Below are 16828 nucleotides of genomic sequence, written 5' to 3'. Positions count from 1 at the left end.
GGGCGGCGCGGCAAAGCGCGGCTTTTCCCTTGACAAAGCGACGTATGTTCTTTATATGTTCCCTTATTGAAGCTAAGGAAATGACGCCATGACCACCGCGGCCATCTTCCTCCCCCTCGTTCTCGCGAGCTTGTTCATGATCGCCGCCGTGCGTCAGGAACTGGCGCAGCCCCTGCTCTCCCCGCGCCTGGCGCCCGCGGTGAAGAAACGGACGGGCGCGCGAAAGCTGCGCGTCGAAACCTGTGATCCCGGAGCGATCGCGGCGTTGAATGTGTCGGATTTCGAGCGGCGCTAATCCAGACCGCTCATCGCCACCTGCGCCAGCGGCGCGGACAGGGTGTAGGTGAGCCCCTCCTGCGGAAAGTCGAGGCGGCTCTCGCCATTGATGGACTGCGGGGCGGTGCGCGTGAGGACGCAGACGCCAAAACCGTTGCGCTCCGGCGGCTCGACCGGCGGGCCGCCCTGCTCTCGCCAGCTGAAGCGGTAGGTTTGCGTCTCCGGGTCGAGGGCGAATGTCAGTTCGACCCAGCCCTCGGTCGTGGACAGAGCGCCATATTTGACTGCGTTGGTGGCCAGTTCGTGCAGCGCCAGCCCGTAGCTTTCCGCGGCGCGCGGGTTGATCTCGATCAGGTCGCCGGAGACGACGATGCGGGATTCCTCGGATTCGATGAGTTCGCAGCACTGAATGCGCGTCAGCTCCTCGACCTGGACGCCGCGCCAGTCGCGCGAGACCAGCATGTCGTGACTGGCGCCGATGGCGGCGAGGCGCGCCATGAAACCGTCGGTGAAGGCCTCCGGACTGTCGGCGAAGCGCGCCGTCTGCCGCGCCACGGCCTGCACCACCGCGAGCATGTTCTTGGAGCGGTGATTGACCTCGCGCAGCAGGAATTCGATGTGTTCGGCGGCGCGGGTCAAAGCCGTGACATCGCGATAGATCGCCGAAATGGCGACAGTCTCGCCGGTGGATTCGTCGCGGATCGGCGCGAGCGACAAGGAGAAATCGAGAAAGATCCCGTCCTTGCGGCGGCGGCGGACAATTTCGCCCTTGATCGGACGGTGCGCCGCGCGTCGCAGCTTCTTTTCGAATTGTTCGCGATATTGTTCGGGAACGATCAGTTCGGAGAGCTTTGCGCCCAGGACCTCGGCGCGGTCGAACTGGAAAATGTCGGAAAAGGCGAAATTGGCGTTGAGGATGCGCCCGCCCCGGTCGACGCTGACGATCGCGTCGGAGGAATGGGACACGATCGACGCCAATTGCTCCGCCGCCCTTTTGCCCCGGCGCAGCTCCGCTTCATATTCGGTGCGCCGCCAGGCGCTGATGAAACTGATGTGCACGGTCTCCGCCCCGCGCCCGACGCCGGACGCCCCCCTGCGCAAGACCGCATTCAGATAGACGGGAAGGATCGCGCCATTGCCACGCTGCAGAAGCGCGAACACCTCTTCCGCAGGTTCGTCCTGCCGCAGGCTGTCGATTAGCGAGGCAAAGAACGACGAACCGTCGCCGACCAGCATGGAGGAGAGGTTTTGTCCTTCCGGCGCGCCGCCTCGGAAGCCGATCCACTCGCGGAGCAATTGATTGGCGCGAAGGATCTGACCATTTGGCGCGACGACGGCGAGGCCGCACGGCGCGAGTTCAAAAAGGTCGGCTTCGATCTGTCCTGAGTGAATCATGCGGCTCTTGGTCTTCTTTTCGGCCCGATGCGCCCGGCACAGCTTTGTTGCACGATTCCCAGGAAAGACGCATACAACTTTTCGTGATCGGCCAAACGCCGCCACTCCTCGCGAAGTTATTCACAGGTCTATTGCACGGAATACATGGCGCCGGGCGCCGTCCGCGCGCATTTCCCTTGCTGGATTTCGATGAACTACGCTCGCAACGCGCGCGTCACACGCGATGATAGGGATGTCCCGACAGAATCGTCATGGCGCGAAACAATTGCTCGGCCGCCAGCGCCCTCACCAGCTGGTGCGGCCAGGTCATGGCGCCAAAGGCGAGGACCAGGTCGGCGCGCGCGCGAAACTCCGGATCGAGGCCGTCCGGGCCGCCGATCACCACGGCGCAGGCCGGCGCCGACGCATCGCGCCAGTCGCCGATCCTGGCCGCGAAGGCTTCGCTGTCCATGGTCTTGCCGCGCTCGTCGAGACAAATGAGCTTTCCGCCCGGGGGCAGAAGCGCCCGCAGGGCGGCGGCCTCTTCGGCCTTGCGGTCCTCGGGGCGGCGGGCGCGGGATTCCTCGATTTCGCGCAGGTCGAAGGCGGTCAGGCCGATTTTTCGCCCGCCCGCCGCGCAGCGTTCGGCATAGCGCGCGACCAGCTCGCGCTCGGGCCCGCTCTTGAGCCGCCCGACGCCGACGAGGAGCAGTTTCAACTTTTGTCGCGCGCCTCGCTCGGCCGGTCGACGCCCCACATCTTCTCGAGATTGTAGAAGGCGCGCACCTCAGGCCGGAACAGGTGGACGATCACGTCGCCTGCGTCGATCAGCACCCAGTCGCAGGCGGGAACGCCTTCGACCGACGGCGTCGGCGCGCCGATTTCCTTCAGCGCCCGGACCACCTTGTCGGCCATGGCGCCGACTTGCGTGGTCGAGCGGCCCGAGCCGATCACCATCCAGTCGGCGATCGAGGTTTTTCCCGCAAGATCGATGACGGCGACATCTTCGGCCTTCAAATCCTCCATCGCCGTCAGCGCGACGCGCGCCACCTCCGGCAAAGCATTGGGATCGACGGGTTCGAGCGCCTTGGGCTCGGCCGATTGCGGTTCGGATTTCGTCTTGCGGATCAGGATCAGGCCCTCGGATATGGTAAAAGCGTACAAAAGGCAGACGCGCGCCAAAAAATCAAGGAACGTGTCGCCGCGCCCGCAATTGCGTGGAGGACAGCGGCGAGCGCGGTCCGTGCAGCAGCACAAGCGCGGGCGGCCTTCGGTCGCACAGATGCGCCGCCTGCGCCTCGGGGAGCCGCCGGCGCCCGTACCAAAGCGGCACCACGCCGAAGGCGGCGCCATGGGTCGAACCGGGCCGGTCCACCACAAGGATCGGCATTTTTCTGGCGATGTCGCGCCAGCGCCGCCAGCGATGAAAGCTCGCGAGATTGTCCGCTCCCATCACCCAAACGAATTTGACGCCGGGCGCCCGCCGCGTCAGGAAATCCACGGTTTGCCAGGAATAACGGGCGCGAAGCGGCGTCTCCACGTCGGTCACTTTTACGCGGGGATTTCGAAAGAACGCTTGGGCCTTGGCGAAGCGCTCGGCCGCCGGCGGCAATTGCGCGGGGTCCTTGAGCGGATTGGCGGGCGTCACCAGGACCCAGAGCGCGTCGAGGCCCGCGCGGCGCAGCGCCGTCAAAACCACCAGCTTGTGCCCCTCATGCGGCGGGTTGAAGGACCCGCCGAACAGGCCGATCCTCATGCCCGGCGCATGCGGCGGCAGTTTGATCACGCCCGGGTCTGCCCGTCGCCGCGCACCACATATTTGAACGAGGTGAGCTGCGCCACGCCCACCGGGCCGCGCGCATGCATGCGGCCGGTGGCGATGCCGATCTCCGCGCCGAAGCCGAATTCGCCGCCGTCGGCGAACTGGGTCGAGGCATTGTGGATGACGATGGCGGAATCGACCTCGCGCTGGAATTTTTCCGCAATGGCGCGGTTTTCCGTGACGATACCGTCGGTGTGATGCGAGCCATGGGTCTCGATATGGTCGATCGCGCCCTGCACCCCGTCCACCAGTTTCACCGAAATGATGGCGTCGAGATATTCGGTGGACCAGTCCTGTTCGCTCGCCGGTTTTACGCGCGCATCCACCGCCTGAGTCGCTTTGTCGCCGCGAACCTCGCAACCCGCATCGAGCAGGAGTTTCACCAGCGGCGCCAGCAGGCGATCCGCCGCGGCCCGGTCGACGAGCAGGGTTTCGGTCGCGCCGCATATGCCGGTGCGGCGCAGCTTTGAATTGAGCAGGATGCGTTCCGCCTTGGCCGGATCGGCCTCCGCATCGACATAGAGATGCACGATGCCTTCGAGATGCGCGAACACCGGCACGCGCGCTTCCGTTTGCACCCGCTCCACCAGGCTCTTGCCGCCGCGGGGCACGATCACGTCGATATTGCCGTTCAAGCCCGCGAGCATCGCCCCCACCGCCGCGCGGTCGCGGGTGGGGACCAGCACGATGCAATCCTCCGGAAGGCCTGCGGCCTTCAGCCCGTCGACCAGGCAGGCGTGGATCAGCCGCGAGGAATGAAAGCTCTCGGACCCCGCCCGTAAAATCGCGGCATTGCCGGCCTTGAGGCACAAAGCGCCGGCGTCGGCGGTGACATTGGGCCGGCTTTCGAAGATCACGCCGATCACGCCGAGCGGCGTCGCCACGCGGTCGATGCGCAGGCCATTGGGACGCTCGAAGGTTTCGAGCACGCGGCCGACCGGATCGGCCAGCGCGGCGATGTCGACGAGGCTCTGCGCCATGGACTCGATGCGCTTGTCGTCGAGCAACAGCCGGTCGAGCATCGAGGGCGCAAGATTTTTGCCGCGCGCGGCGGCCATGTCTTGCGCATTCGCCTGGATCAGCTCGTTCTTGCGCGCGCACAAAAAATCGGCGGCGGCGGTCAGGGCGCGGTTCTTCTGCTCCGGCGGCGCCAGCGCCAGCGTGCGCGCGCTTTTGCGCGCGCGCCGCCCCAGATCGAGCATCATCTTCGAAATGTCCGCGGCTTCGCCGTGAACGCGCGCCAAGCTTTCCATCGCCGGGTTCCAAACTGTCGGGGCGACTGTTTAGCAGACCTTCGCCCCGCCCGGCAAACCGCCTACACGCGTCCTGTGGCCAGCAGCACCACGACGATGATCAGCAGCAGCCCGACGCCGCCGCTCGGCCCATAGCCCCAGCCCGAGCTGTAGCCCCAGGTCGGCAGCGCGCCGAGCAGCATCAGAATGAGAATGACGAGAAGAATGGTCCCAAGCATCGCAGTCCCCCTTTTGAGGAAGTAACGGGACCTGCCGGCCTTTGTTCCGGTTCTGTTGCGTTCAGGCGGAGACCGGCGCGGTGTCGGCCTGCTGGGCGCGAATGAGACGGTGGATGAAGTCGAGTTTCGCCACGATGGTCTGCGACAACACGAAGGGATAGGCGTCCTGCTGGCCCAGCGAACGCGTCAGGCTGTTGAGCGCCACCGAAACCGGCGTCCAGGCCGCGATCACCGCATCGAACGTGTCGGCGTGATAGGCGTCGAAGGCGACGTCGGTTTTCAGCGATTCATCGCGCACCGCGCGCGCGTCGATGGAAAGACCCAGCGCATGCGCCGTCTCCAGCGTGTCGACGATATGGATGTGGTGGGCGAAGCTTTCGGCGAAATCCTCCCAGGGATGCGCCGTCGCATAGGCGCTGATGAAGGCGCCGGGCCAGTCCGGGGCCGCGCCTTCGGCGTGATAGCGCTGCAGCGCCGCGCCATAATCGAGCCGTTCGTCGCCGAACAGGTTGCGGAACTCGTCGAGCATTTTTCCGTCCCGGACCAGGATGTCCCAATAATAATGGCCGATCTCGTGACGGAAATGGCCGAGCAGCGTGCGATAGGGCTCGCCCAGACCCAGCCGGCGCCGCTCACGCTCGTCGTCGTCGGCCTCGGCGATGTTGATGGTGATCAGCCCGGAATCGTGGCCGGTGTAGATGCGCGTGACGCCTTCGCTCGTTTGCACGTCGCCGACGAGGTCGAACACCAAGGGTTCCGCTACGCCCTCGGCTTGCGTGGGCGTCGGCAGGCGCCAGCGGATCAGCGAATAGAACAGGTGCTGCTTGGCCTGTTCCACCCGCTGCCAGCGCATGAGATTGCCGGCGATCGACAGATCGGGAGCCAGATGGTTGTGACGGCACGATCGGCACAGCGTCTGATCGGACTCGGCGGGGACCAGCCAGTTGCACACGCCCTGCGCGGCATTGGCGCAAAAATGAAAGTTCGCGTTCTCTCCAACCGCGCGCAATAGCGGACGCTCCGCCTCGGGGTCGACGGGATGAACGGCGAACATGTTTTCGTGATCCGGCGAATAGCCCAGCTTCGATCCGCAGCATACGCAGCTCGAATTCCGGAAAAATACGGTAGATCCACAGTTCTGGCAGACAAAATGCTTCATTTTCCAATCTTTCTGTGCGGCGTCGGCGTAAAATAACCTCGAAACACGATTTGGCGCGACTTGACGCGGCGCCCCGATCCCAACATGATGCGCCGATGCAAGATCACCAGGGCCATGACCTCCTGGACTGTCCCGCGGCCTCGAACGTCGAGCCGTCCGGGGCCTCCCGGAGCGGGGTCGCCGCTCAGCCCAAGCCCGAAGCCAAGCTCGCTCACGATTTCAGCAACTTTGCGGTTTCGATCGTGAGCGCCGCCAATCTGTTGCAGAAGTTCAGCCACGACCCCGAGCGCGTGGCCGAGATCGCCAGGCTTTTGCGCGAAACCGGCGAGCGCGCCATCGCCGCCTCCCGCCGCCTGCGCCCGTAATCCTCATCTGGTCCTCACGGCAGGCCTCCGCCGCCGGCGGCGCCATAGACATGGCCCGTCGTATAGCTCGCATCGTCCGCGGCGAGTTGCACGTAGATCGAGGCGAGCTCCGCTGGCTGTCCCGGCCGCTTGAGCGCGGTCTGGCCGCCGAATTTCTCCAGCTTCTCCTGGCTCGCGCCGCCCGACACCTGCAGGGGCGTCCAGATCGGACCGGGCGCCACGCCATTGACGCGAATGCCGCGCTCCGCAAGCTGTTTCGACAGCGAGCGGATGTAATTGGTGGTCGCCGCCTTGGTCTGCGCGTAATCGTAGAGATCCGGCGAGGGTTCGGTCGCCTGCTCCGAGGTGGTGGCGATGATCGCGGCGCCCGGCGGCATGTGCGGCAATGCCGCGCGAATGAGCCAGAACGGCGCGTAGATGTTGGTCTTGATGGTGGCGTCGAAATCCTCGGAGCTGATTTCGAGAATGGAGTCATGCGCCTGCTGGCGCGCCGCATTGCAGACGAGAATGTCGAGCCCGCCCAGCGCCTCCACCGCATCCGCAACCAGCTTCCGGCAAAATTCCTCGCTTCGGAGATCGCCGGGCAAGGCGACCCCTTTGCGCCCGGCCTGGTCGACCAGGGTCATGACCTCCTGCGCATCGTCTTCCTCATTGGGGAAATAATTGATCGCGACATCCGCGCCTTCGCGGGCGAATGCGATGGCGGCGGCGCGGCCCATGCCGGAATCGCCTCCGGTGATCAGGGCTTTTCGGCCGGCGAGGCGCCCAGAGCCTTGATAGCTGTCCTCGCCATGATCCGGGCGCGGCGTCATTTTCGACGCCAGCCCCGGCCAGGGCTGCCGCTGGCGCGGAAACGGCGGCTTCGGATATTTTGAAACGGGATTGTCGAGCATGTCGCCCCCAAAGGTCGTCACGCTAGACGCGCCGTGAAAGCAAACGGTTCCCCGGGAACTCGCTATGCGGACCTGCGTAGACTCCCCAATCGCGCAGGACCCGCGCAGGAGCATCAATCATGGCGGAATCGGTGCGGACGTTCTGGAAAGGCTATCTGCGGCTCGCCCTGGTCGCCATACCCGTGCGTCTGGTCGCGGCGGAAAAGACCGACGCGACCATCCGCTTTCATCAGGTCGACCGGCAGAGCAAGCAGCGCATCAAATATCAGAAGGTGGCGCCCGGACGCGGCGAGGTGAAGAAGGAGGACATCGCCACGGCCTATGAGTTCGAGCCCGGCAATTACGTGTTCATGGAGGACGCCGATCTCGAAAATCTGCGCATCGCCTCGAAACACACGATCGAACTCACGCAATTCGTCGACGCCGACCAGATCGATCCGATTTATTTCGAACGCCCCTATTATGTCCTGCCCGACGGCGACGTCGCCGAGGAAGGCTACAACACCATTCGCGACGCCTTGGCCGCCCGGCGCAAATGCGGCATCGGCCAGCTCACGCTGCGCGGCAAGGAAAATCTTGTGGCGCTTTATCCCTCGGTCGAGGGCAAGGGCATGGTCCTGGACGTGCTGCGCTATCGCAGCCAGATCAAGAATGCCGACGAGGTTTTTGAGGCGATCGGCGACGCCGCGCCGCGCGCCGATATGGTCGCCATGGCGGAGGAGCTGATCGAGCGAAGGTCGGAAAATTTCGACGCGTCGAAGTTCAAGAACCATTACGCCGAGGCCCTGCGCGACCTCGTCCGGCAGAAAATGAGCACCGGCGAAACCGTGACGGTGGAGAACGCCGAAGCCGACACGCCAAAGGTGGTTGATTTCATGGAGGCGCTGCGCAAATCGCTGGGCGGCGCCGCGCCGGCGCCGAAACGGGCGAGCGGCGCCGGTCGCGCGCCGGCAAAATCCGGCAGCGCCGACGGGACGTCAGGGGGAAAACCGCCGAGCAAGCCGACGACCAAGCGCAAACGGGCGTAAAAAATGCCGCGGCGCGGCGAGCCCCTCGCGACCTATCGGGCGAAGCGGGATTTTCAACGCACCCGCGAGCCCAGCGGAAAGGCCGCTGTTTCCGCGGGGCGCCGGCTGGTGGTGCAGCGGCATTTCGCCCGCCGCGAGCATTTCGATCTGCGGCTGGAAATCGACGGCGTGCTGGCGAGTTGGGCGGTCACCCGCGGCCCCTCGGCCAATCCCAGGGACAAGCGTCTGGCGGTGCGCACAGAGGACCATCCGCTCGATTACGGCGCGTTCGAGGGGACAATTCCGCCGAAAAATTACGGCGCCGGCACGGTGCTGCTGTGGGAATCCACCACCTATGAGCCGCTTAACGGCGACCCCGCCAAGGCGCTGCAAAACGGCGAGATCAAGTTTTTGGCGCAGGGCGAGCGCATGGCCGGGGAATGGGTGCTGGTGCGGCTGAAGGACGAGGGCAAGCACGAAAACTGGCTTTTGATCAAACACCGCGACGCCTTTGCGGAAAAGGACGATTCCCTGGCGCGGCGATTCGAAACCTCCGTCGTTTCCGCGCGCGACCGCGCCGATGTCGAGGCCGGACGCACGCCCCGAAAGGTCAAAGTCAAGGCTGAGCCGCCCGCCTTTCGCCCGCCAAATCTGTGCGAGAGCGCCAAGAGCGTTCCCACCGACAAAGGCTGGCTCTACGAGCTCAAATATGACGGCTACCGGCTGCAAATCGCCATGGGCGGCGGCGCGGCGCGTGTCTACACGCGCTCGGGTCTGGACTGGAGCCCGCGCTTTCCCGGACTGGTCGCGGCGGCGCGGCGACTGCCATGCGCATCCGCCCTGCTCGACGGAGAGGCGGTTGTTTTCGACGACAAAGGGGTCTCCGACTTTCCTGCTTTGGTGGCGGCGCTGGAATCGGGGCGCAGCGAAAACATCGTTTTCGTCGCTTTCGATCTGCTGGAACGCGACCGAAAGGATTGCACAAAACTGCCGCTGGTGAAGCGCAAGGCTCTGCTGCGCGACCTGCTCCCCGAGGGCGGCCGGCTGCGCTTCGGCGATTTTTTCGACACGCGCGGCGCCGAAATGTTCAAACTGGCGGTGGCGGCGGGCGCCGAGGGCGTGGTCGCCAAGCGCGCGGATTCCCCCTATCGATCCGGGCGCTCGTCCGACTGGCTGAAGATCAAGGCGCACGCATCCGAGGACGTGGTCATTCTCGGCCACACGCCGTCAGAGAAAGGCGAGAATTTCGCGGCGCTGCTCGCAGCCCGCCGCGCGGGGAACGGCTGGGTCTATCTCGGCAAGATCGGGACTGGCTTCAAATTTTTCCGCAGCCAGATCGACGCGAAAATCGCGCAGGCGCCGGCGCCGGCTCCCAAAAACCTCGCCAATGCCGATAAATTGCCGAAGCGCGCCGTGTTTTGGCAAAAGCCGGTCGAGGCCGAAGTGGGCCTGGGCGGCTGGACCGGCGACGGTTTTTTGCGGCAGGCGCGGCTGCTGCGGCTGCGCGACGACCTGCCGCCGCCCGCGCCAAGAATGACAAAGAGCCGCCTGACCCATCCCGACAAAATCATGTTTCCCGACTGTGGCGTCACCAAGGGGGAGGTCGCCGCCTATTACGCCGCTGTGGCCGAGCGCATGGCGCCCCATCTGGCGCAACGCGCCGTCAGCCTGGTTCGCGCGCCCGACGGAATCGCGGGGCAAAAATTCTTCCAGCGCCATCCGCTGAAGGGCATGAGCGCCGGCATCGTCCCGGTCCACGATCCGACCGCCGACGAAACCTATTTCGCCCTGGACGCCGCCGAGGGGCTGGCGACGGCGGCGCAATTCAGCGCCATCGAAATCCACGGCCGCATGTGCCGCGCCGACGCCTGGGACAGGCCTGATCGCATCGTCTTCGATCTCGACCCGGACGAGGCCCTGGACTTTGCGGCGGTGCGCGACGCCGCGCTGCTGATCCGCGACGTGCTCGAAGCGGCGGGTCTGAAAAGCTGGCCGCTTTTGTCCGGCGGCAAGGGCGCGCATGTCGTCGCGCCGCTCAACGGAAGCAACAGCCAGGAGGAGGCGCAGGATTTCGCCGAAGCCGTGGCCAAAAACCTGGCGCGCGAAAAACCCCAAAACTTCGTCGCCACCATGATGAAGACGCGGCGCAAGGGCAAAATCTTCATCGACTGGATGCGCAACACCCGCACGGCCACCGCCATCCTGCCGTGGTCGCTGCGCGCGCGTCCGGGGGCGCCGGTCGCCATGCCGCTCAGCTGGCGGGAGTTTGCGCGGGCAAAAACGGCCAACGCCTTCACGATCGGCGCGGCGGCGAAACGCCAGGACTCCTGGGCGGATTTTTTCGACGTGTGGCAGGGCATTCGCCCTGAAGTCCTCGAATTCCTGCGTCAGCCCATGCCGGAGGCGCGATAGTTCCGCCAGTCCGGCGTCACATGACAATCGCGCGAGCCGCAATTCTGGCAGCGGAACCGGCGCGATCCAAGAACGTGCGGAAACGGGGTGTCGTCGGGCAGGCCCAGCGCGTCAAAGGCGACGGCGCCGCCGTGCTTGCAGTCGCGGCACAGCGGCAGAACGCCGGTGACGCCCAATGTCTTGAGAGCGCCTATGGTCGGAGGAGGCTCGGCCATGGGTCTTTATAGCCGATTCGCTCAGCTGATCTTCAGCGCCTTCAAAGTTTCGCCGACGGCTTGCGAAAGCGAGGTGTGCGGCTCACGTCCCAGGAAGGCGACCAGTTTCGCATTGTCGAGCCGGATCGGCGTGCGCCAGAGATAGCGCAGCTTGAACATTTCGCGCGGCGTCTGCTGGAACAGGCCGGCGATGGCGATCCGGCCCCAGGGCAGCGCGTTCACCTTCATCTCCGGGCGGCCCAGCATTTCGGCGATGGCGCGGACCATCCACAGGCCGTTGGGATCCCAGTGACCGGCGAAATGGAAGCGCGCGAAGGGCGGCAACTCGCCGGCGCGGTCGAGCAGGCGCGCGAAAGTTTCGCCGGCGTCGGGAAGATAGGCCCAGCTGTGGCCGACGCGGGCGTCGCCGGGATAGGTGATCGAGCGCAACCGCGTTCCCGGCGTGACCATGGATTGGCTGAACCAATTGTTGCCGGGCGACGGGCCGAAAAAATCGCCGAACCGCACGATCAAAGCGGTTGCCCGACCCTTGGTCGCCTCTTCGATCCGGCGCTCCATTTCGGCGCGGATGCGGCCCTTGGCCGTGCGCGGGTGCTGGGGCGAGTCCTCGCGCAGCGCCGGAAAAGCGTCGGGACCGTAATTGTAAAGATTTCCCGGCAGCACGATCCGGGCGCCGACCGCCTCGGCGGCGGCGAGCGTGTTGTCGAGCATGGGCAGGACCAGCCGGCCCCAGTCGCGCAAGCGCGGCGGGTTCACGGCGTGGACGATGACCGAGGCGCCCTCGGCGGCGCGGCGGACGTCCTGCGCATTCATCGCGTCGCCGATGATCCAGCTCGCCGCCGCCAGCGGATCGGCGCCTGCAACCTCGCGGCGGGGGTGGCGCGCCAGCGCCGTCACCCGCCAGCCCCGGCGCAACAGGGCCGCCGCGGTCTCGCCGCCGATGCCGCCCGTCGCGCCGAGCACCAAAGCCTTGTTTGCCTTCGCCATGGCCGCTCCTCCCGATCGTCCACGAAGAGATTTGCTTCCTTAAAGCGGCCAGAGGGCGCCCGGTTCCCGAAGCCGTCGCGCTGCTGTCAGGCTACAGCGAAACCCTGCGGCCATACTCGCGTTTCGGCTTGCGGGGCCGGCGATTGTCGCCATCGGGGAAAACGCCGCATAATGCGGTGACCCCTGGTCCAGTGGAGGGACGATGAGCATATGGCAGAACAAAACCGCCCTGGTCACCGGCGCCAATTCCGGCCTGGGCAAAGCCGTCGCCATGGCGCTGGCGGCCGAGGGCCTGCGCGTCGGCCTGGTGGCGCGCGACCGCATCCGCGGCGAGGCGGCGGTCGCCGACATCCGCGCCGCCACCGGCAATGACGAGCTGCATCTGTTCGTCGCCGATCTTTCCGACCAGTCGGCGATCCGCGCCCTGGCGCAGGAGGTGCGGCAAAAATTCGATCGCCTGCATCTGCTGGTGAACAATGCCGGCACGGCTTTTCCCGAGCGGCGGCTCAGTCCCGACGGCATCGAGCGCGCCCTGGCCGTGAACCATCTCGGCCCGTTTCTGCTCACCAACCTACTGCTGGATTTGCTGCGGACGAGCGCGCCGGCGCGGATCGTCACTGTCGGGACGCGGATGAACACGGCGATGGATTTCGCCGATCTGAACTGGGAGCAGCGGCCCTACCGCATGATGCAAGCCTACGGCCAGTCCAAGCTCGGCAATCTGCATTTCACCTTCGAACTGGCGCGCCGGCTCGAGGGGAGCGGCGTGACCGCCAATTGCGTGTTTCCCGGCGTGTTCAAGTCGAACCTGGGCGGGACCGACGGCGCGCAAAACCTGTTCTGGAAACTGGTCGCGCGCCTGCTCGGCTGGGCGATCCCGTCCCCCGAACAGGCGGCGCGCCGCGTGCTGCATGTCGCGACCGCGCCGGAACTGGCCGAGGTGAGCGGCCAGTATTTTGGCGACCGCACAACCATTCCCGCACCCGCCCAGGCGCGCGATCCCGAAGCGAACCGGCGCCTGTGGCGCATCAGCGAAGCGCTGACGGCGCTCGCCCCGGCCGAACCGGAGACGGTTGCGCCGTAAGCGCCGCTCTATTGCGCCGCCGGCGCCGCCGCCTCGTCATGCGGCTTGAGGAAGGCGTCATAGGAGCGGGTGACGGCGCCGAGCATTTCGAAATGCGGGAAGGCGCCGGAGGGAAACACTTCAAAACTCCAGTTCGGCCGGCCCTCGACATAGGTCTTGTGGCGATAGTCGACGAAATCGCCGCGCACGCCATGCGCCATCCAGACGGGATGGGTCAGATCCCGGTAGAGCAGCAGAGCGTCATTGCTGAACAGATAGCCGGAGACGAAATCATAGGGCGCGTGGCGCGCGCCCGGCTGATGGGTGGTGAGATAGGCGTAATCCCACATGCCATGGTCGAATTCCGCGGAGCCGAAGGTCTTCTTCAGGAAATATTTGATGCTGGCGCGGCTGGTCAGCAGCTCGAAAAAGCTCTTGCTCCACAACGGAAACTTGAAGGCCGCGCGCAGCCAGGCTTTTCCGCGCGTGCCGCCGTCGGTGTCGGCCCGCGCCTCGCGTTCGAAACCGGTCGGGCTGATGAAGGCCAGCGTGCGAAAACTCGCCGGCCGCTCCAGGGCGGCGCGGGCGAGGAATTCGCAGGACAGCGACAAAGCGAGGGCGTCGACCGGCGCCGCGTGGCGGCGGCGGATCTCGTCGACCGCCGCATGGATCGCGCCGGTCATGATCGCGATCGTGTAGTCGCGATCGCTGCGGTCGGATTGGCCGAAACCGGGCAGGTCGAGGGCATAGACCGGCCGCTTGCCGGTATAGTGATCAAACAAGGGCTTGACTTCGTAAGCCGATGGGGTTGCATTGATGCTGTGGATCAGAAGCAGGGGAACGCCGGGGACGTCAGCGCTGGCGCTGTAGAGGGCGATCCGTCCGGACGGCGTGTTGAGGTCGGTGCGGTGGCCCGACACGGGATCGGTGAGCGGGGGGAAGTCCTGGCGCTCCGCAGACGATTTTTCCAAGGCAATTTCATTCATCAGGCACTCTCCCAGCTTCCAGCGCGGCGAGCGTTGTGACAATCAGCAATGGCTGATGGTCGCAGGTCCGCCACGGCGAAGCAATGCATGGCCCCGCCATACGTTCCATGACGTGATGTCGCAGCTGGCTTTTATCCAGCTCCGGGATTGCCGTGGTGGTAAATTTTTCCTTTCGCCAACGCTTGGAAGGGCGACGCGCCGCGCGTCAGCCGAGCGCCTGATCGAGATCGGCGATGAGGTCCGCGACCGTTTCGAGGCCCACCGACAGCCGGATCACATCCGGTCCCGCCCCGGCCGCCACGCGCTGCGCATCCGTCAACTGCCGGTGCGTGGTGCTGGCGGGATGCAGGATCAGGCTGCGGGTGTCGCCGATATTGGCGAGATGCGAGAACAGGTTGACCCGCTCGACCAAAGCCAGACCAGCCTCGTAGCCGCCCTTGACGCCGAAAGTGAACACCGCGCCCGGCCCCCTCGGCAGATATTTTTGCGCCAGATCGTGAAACGGGTTTGTTGGCAGGCCGGCGTAGGACACCCAGGCGACCTTTTCATGCCCGGCCAAGAATTGGGCGACGGCGCGCGCGTTGGCGACGTGGCACTCCATGCGCAGCGGCAGGGTTTCTATGCCGTTCAGGGTGAGAAAGGCGTTCATCGGCGACAGCGCCGGGCCGAAATCGCGCAAGGCGACGGCGCGCGCCTTGGTGGTGAAGCCGAAATCTCCAAAGGTCTCGTAGAAATTCAGGCCGTGGTAGGCCGGCTCCGGCCCCGCCATGGACGGGAATTTTCCGGATTTCGCCCAGTCGAATTTGCCGGATTCCACCACCACGCCGCCGAGCGCATTGCCGTGGCCGCCCAAAAACTTGGTGGTGGAGTGGCAGACGATGTCGGCGCCCCAATCGAAGGGGCGGCACAGGAACGGTGTCGCAAGCGTGTTGTCGACGACGAAGGGGATGCCGGCCTCCTGGGCGATCTTCGCCACCGCTTCGAGATCGACGACGATGCCGCCGGGATTGGCGAGGCTTTCGACAAAGATCGCCTTGGTGCGCTCGGTGAGCGCCTTGCGGAAATTTTCGGGGTCGGTGGGATCGACAAACGTGCAGGTCCAGCCGAGCTTTCTAAAACTCAGGCCGAACTGGGTGAGCGAACCGCCGTAGAGATTGCGTGAGGCGATGAATGCGTCGCCCGGCTCCAGCAGCGTGAAAAAGGTGAGGAATTGCGCGGCGTGGCCGCTGGCCGCGGCGACCGCGGCGCGGCCGCCTTCGAGGCTGGCGACGCGCTCCTCCAGCACGGCGACGGTCGGGTTGGACAGGCGCGAATAGACATGGCCGAATGTGTGCATGTTGAACAGCGACGCCGCCTGGTCCGCATCCTCGAACACATAGGAGGCCGTCTGGTAGATCGGCGTAATCCGCGCCCCCGTGGTCGGATCGGGCGCGGCGCCGGCGTGGATCGAGCGGGTCTCGAAGCAGAAGGCGCGATCCGGCTTGGGTTGCTCCTTCGCCGGCTTGACCGGCGGCTTGGGCGGCTCGCGGCGCTTGGCGGAAATGATGCCGGAATCGACGCCCGACCAGGACAATTCGCCGCCGAGACGGCCAAATTCGATTTTCGGGCAGCGGTCCATGATCACGGTGAGGCCGGCGTCGCGCGCCCTGGCGGCGGCTTCGTCGTGGCGGACGCCCAATTGCATCCACACCACCTTGGCGCCGATTTTGATGGCGTCGTCGACGATCGGCGGCGCGGCTTCCGAGCGGCGGAAGATTTGCACCATGTCCACGGGTTCGGGAATGTCCAAAAGGCTGGCGCGGACGGTTTCGCCGAGCAGGGTCTGGCCGGCCGCGCCGGGATTGACCGGGATGACCCGGTAGCCCTTGCCCTGCATATATTTCATCACGAAATAAGCGGGCCGGTTCCAGTTGGTGCTGGCGCCCACCAGAGCGATGGTGTTGACGGAACGCAGGACGCGCGCGATCAGCGCGTCGGGATATTTTAAATCGCTCATGTCCCCGTCCAAACCGGCGGACGCTTGTCGAGAAAAGCGCCGATGCCTTCGCGCGCGTCCTGCGCCTTCAAATTCTCCGCCATGACCTCGCGCGTAAAAGCATAGGCCTCGGCCAGCGGCAGCTCCGCCTGTCGATAGAACGCCTTCTTGCCGATGGCGAGGGTCAGCGGCGATTTCGACGCGATTTTTTGCGCGAGTTCCAGTGTGCGCGCCTCAAGTTCGGCGGCGGGGACGATTTCGTTGATCAGGCCGAAGCGCAGCGCCGTTTCGGCGTCGATGAGGTCGCCGGAGAGCAGCATCTGCATCGCCTGTTTTTTCGACACATTGCGCGACAGCGCCACCATCGGCGTCGAGCAGAACAGGCCGATGTTGACGCCCGGCGTGGCGAAGCGCGAATCCTGCGCGGCGAAGGCCAGGTCGGCGCTGGCGACGAGCTGCGCGCCCGCCGCGGTGGCGACGCCATGCACGCGGGCGATCACCGGTTTGGACAGATTGACGATCGCCTGCATCACCTCGGCGCAGATGGCGAAGAGGTCGTCGACATAGGCGGGGTCATAATTCTTGCGGCGCAGCTCCTTCAGGTCATGGCCGGCGCAAAACGCCGGGCCGGCGCCGGCGATGATGACCACGCGGGCGTCGGCGTCCGCGTCAATCTCAGCGAGCGCGTCGCGCAAGACCGTCAACAGGCCGAGCGACAGGCCGTTGCGGGCCTGCGGCCGGTTCAGGGTCAGCGTGACCACGCCCGCATCGTCGGCGCGCAGCAGCAAGGGAGCCTCGTTCATGGCTGTCTCCAATGTCGGAT

Annotated in this window: 17 protein-coding genes and 2 pseudogenes; 5 read left to right on the top strand and 14 right to left on the bottom strand. The window is 65.5% G+C overall.

The window, feature by feature from the left end; all coding sequences use genetic code 11:
- Positions 1–88 precede the first annotated feature (88 nt).
- Entirely contained in the window at positions 89–295 is a 207-nt protein-coding gene (locus M2320_RS04890) for a hypothetical protein (RefSeq protein WP_264596306.1), read from the top strand.
- Here M2320_RS04890 and M2320_RS04885 read toward each other — a convergent pair.
- The 7 genes from M2320_RS04885 to M2320_RS04855 form a co-directional block, all read right to left on the bottom strand.
- On the bottom strand, positions 292–1671 hold the full coding sequence (locus tag M2320_RS04885; protein ID WP_264596305.1) for a sensor histidine kinase: 1380 nt from the start codon (positions 1669–1671) through the stop codon (positions 292–294). The two genes, M2320_RS04890 and M2320_RS04885, sit on opposite strands and share 4 nt — an antisense overlap.
- A gap of 214 nt (positions 1672–1885) precedes the next feature.
- Positions 1886–2368: a 23S rRNA (pseudouridine(1915)-N(3))-methyltransferase RlmH gene (rlmH, locus tag M2320_RS04880; RefSeq protein WP_264596304.1), complete on the bottom strand. Its 483-nt coding sequence runs from the start codon at positions 2366–2368 to the stop codon at positions 1886–1888.
- Positions 2365–2709, bottom strand: coding sequence for a ribosome silencing factor (rsfS, locus tag M2320_RS04875; protein WP_264596387.1), 345 nt, complete (start codon positions 2707–2709; stop codon positions 2365–2367). The genes rlmH and rsfS overlap by 4 nt, the downstream gene beginning before the upstream one ends.
- Positions 2710–2836: 127 nt before the next feature.
- On the bottom strand, positions 2837–3436 hold the full coding sequence (locus M2320_RS04870; RefSeq protein ID WP_264596303.1) for a nicotinate-nucleotide adenylyltransferase: 600 nt from the start codon (positions 3434–3436) through the stop codon (positions 2837–2839).
- Positions 3433–4725: a glutamate-5-semialdehyde dehydrogenase gene (locus tag M2320_RS04865; protein WP_264596302.1), complete on the bottom strand. Its 1293-nt coding sequence runs from the start codon at positions 4723–4725 to the stop codon at positions 3433–3435. The genes M2320_RS04870 and M2320_RS04865 overlap by 4 nt, the downstream gene beginning before the upstream one ends.
- Before the next feature lie 62 nt (positions 4726–4787).
- Entirely contained in the window at positions 4788–4943 is a 156-nt protein-coding gene (locus tag M2320_RS04860) for a DUF3309 family protein (RefSeq protein ID WP_184429460.1), read from the bottom strand.
- Between the two features lie 61 nt (positions 4944–5004).
- A complete protein-coding gene (locus M2320_RS04855) occupies positions 5005–6102 on the bottom strand; it encodes a zinc-binding metallopeptidase family protein (RefSeq protein ID WP_264596301.1) in 1098 nt (365 codons plus the stop codon).
- A gap of 95 nt (positions 6103–6197) precedes the next feature.
- On the opposite strand from M2320_RS04855, the gene M2320_RS04850 reads away from it, so the two are divergent.
- Entirely contained in the window at positions 6198–6467 is a 270-nt protein-coding gene (locus tag M2320_RS04850; RefSeq protein WP_264596300.1) for a hypothetical protein, read from the top strand.
- 14 nt (positions 6468–6481) lie between these two features.
- Here M2320_RS04850 and M2320_RS04845 read toward each other — a convergent pair whose 3' ends face one another.
- Entirely contained in the window at positions 6482–7360 is an 879-nt protein-coding gene (locus M2320_RS04845) for an SDR family oxidoreductase (RefSeq protein WP_264596386.1), read from the bottom strand.
- A gap of 119 nt (positions 7361–7479) precedes the next feature.
- Between M2320_RS04845 and M2320_RS04840 the strand changes: the two genes are divergently transcribed.
- Together M2320_RS04840 and ligD are read left to right on the top strand one after the other, a co-directional pair.
- Positions 7480–8388, top strand: coding sequence for a Ku protein (locus tag M2320_RS04840; RefSeq protein WP_264596299.1), 909 nt, complete (start codon positions 7480–7482; stop codon positions 8386–8388).
- Between the two features lie 3 nt (positions 8389–8391).
- Positions 8392–10779, top strand: a complete 2388-nt coding sequence (gene ligD / locus M2320_RS04835) for a DNA ligase D (RefSeq protein WP_264596298.1) — start codon at positions 8392–8394, stop codon at positions 10777–10779.
- On the opposite strand, the gene M2320_RS04830 is transcribed toward ligD, so the two are convergent.
- Both M2320_RS04830 and M2320_RS04825 read right to left on the bottom strand, forming a co-directional pair.
- Positions 10755–10994, bottom strand: a complete 240-nt coding sequence (locus tag M2320_RS04830) for a hypothetical protein (RefSeq protein WP_264596297.1) — start codon at positions 10992–10994, stop codon at positions 10755–10757. The genes ligD and M2320_RS04830 overlap by 25 nt on opposite strands.
- Positions 10995–11015: 21 nt before the next feature.
- Positions 11016–11981, bottom strand: coding sequence for an NAD(P)H-binding protein (locus M2320_RS04825; RefSeq protein WP_184429466.1), 966 nt, complete (start codon positions 11979–11981; stop codon positions 11016–11018).
- 202 nt (positions 11982–12183) lie between these two features.
- Between M2320_RS04825 and M2320_RS04820 the strand changes: the two genes are divergently transcribed.
- A complete protein-coding gene (locus M2320_RS04820) occupies positions 12184–13065 on the top strand; it encodes an SDR family oxidoreductase (RefSeq protein WP_264596296.1) in 882 nt (293 codons plus the stop codon).
- Positions 13066–13073: 8 nt separating this feature from the next.
- Here M2320_RS04820 and M2320_RS04815 read toward each other — a convergent pair whose 3' ends face one another.
- The 4 genes and pseudogenes from M2320_RS04815 to M2320_RS04800 all read right to left on the bottom strand — a co-directional run bounded on the left by M2320_RS04815 (position 13074) and on the right by M2320_RS04800 (position 16808).
- The gene (locus tag M2320_RS04815; protein ID WP_264596295.1) at positions 13074–14030 is read right to left on the bottom strand and encodes an alpha/beta fold hydrolase; all 957 of its coding nucleotides are present in this window, start codon (positions 14028–14030) and stop codon (positions 13074–13076) included.
- A gap of 205 nt (positions 14031–14235) precedes the next feature.
- Positions 14236–15492, bottom strand: a pseudogene (locus M2320_RS04810) (O-acetylhomoserine aminocarboxypropyltransferase); the annotation flags it as partial.
- Between the two features lie 144 nt (positions 15493–15636).
- A pseudogene (locus M2320_RS04805) lies at positions 15637–16026 on the bottom strand (CoA-binding protein); the annotation flags it as partial.
- Positions 16023–16808, bottom strand: a complete 786-nt coding sequence (locus tag M2320_RS04800; RefSeq protein WP_264596294.1) for an enoyl-CoA hydratase — start codon at positions 16806–16808, stop codon at positions 16023–16025. The gene M2320_RS04800 and the pseudogene M2320_RS04805, both read right to left, overlap by 4 nt.
- Between the last annotated feature and the right edge of the window lie 20 nt (positions 16809–16828).

The sequence above is a fragment of the Rhodoblastus acidophilus genome, from assembly GCF_025961575.1.
GTDB lineage: Bacteria > Pseudomonadota > Alphaproteobacteria > Rhizobiales > Beijerinckiaceae > Rhodoblastus > Rhodoblastus acidophilus_C.
Note: the sequence above shows the minus strand (reverse complement) of the source record. Positions and strands in the feature narration are given on the sequence as shown.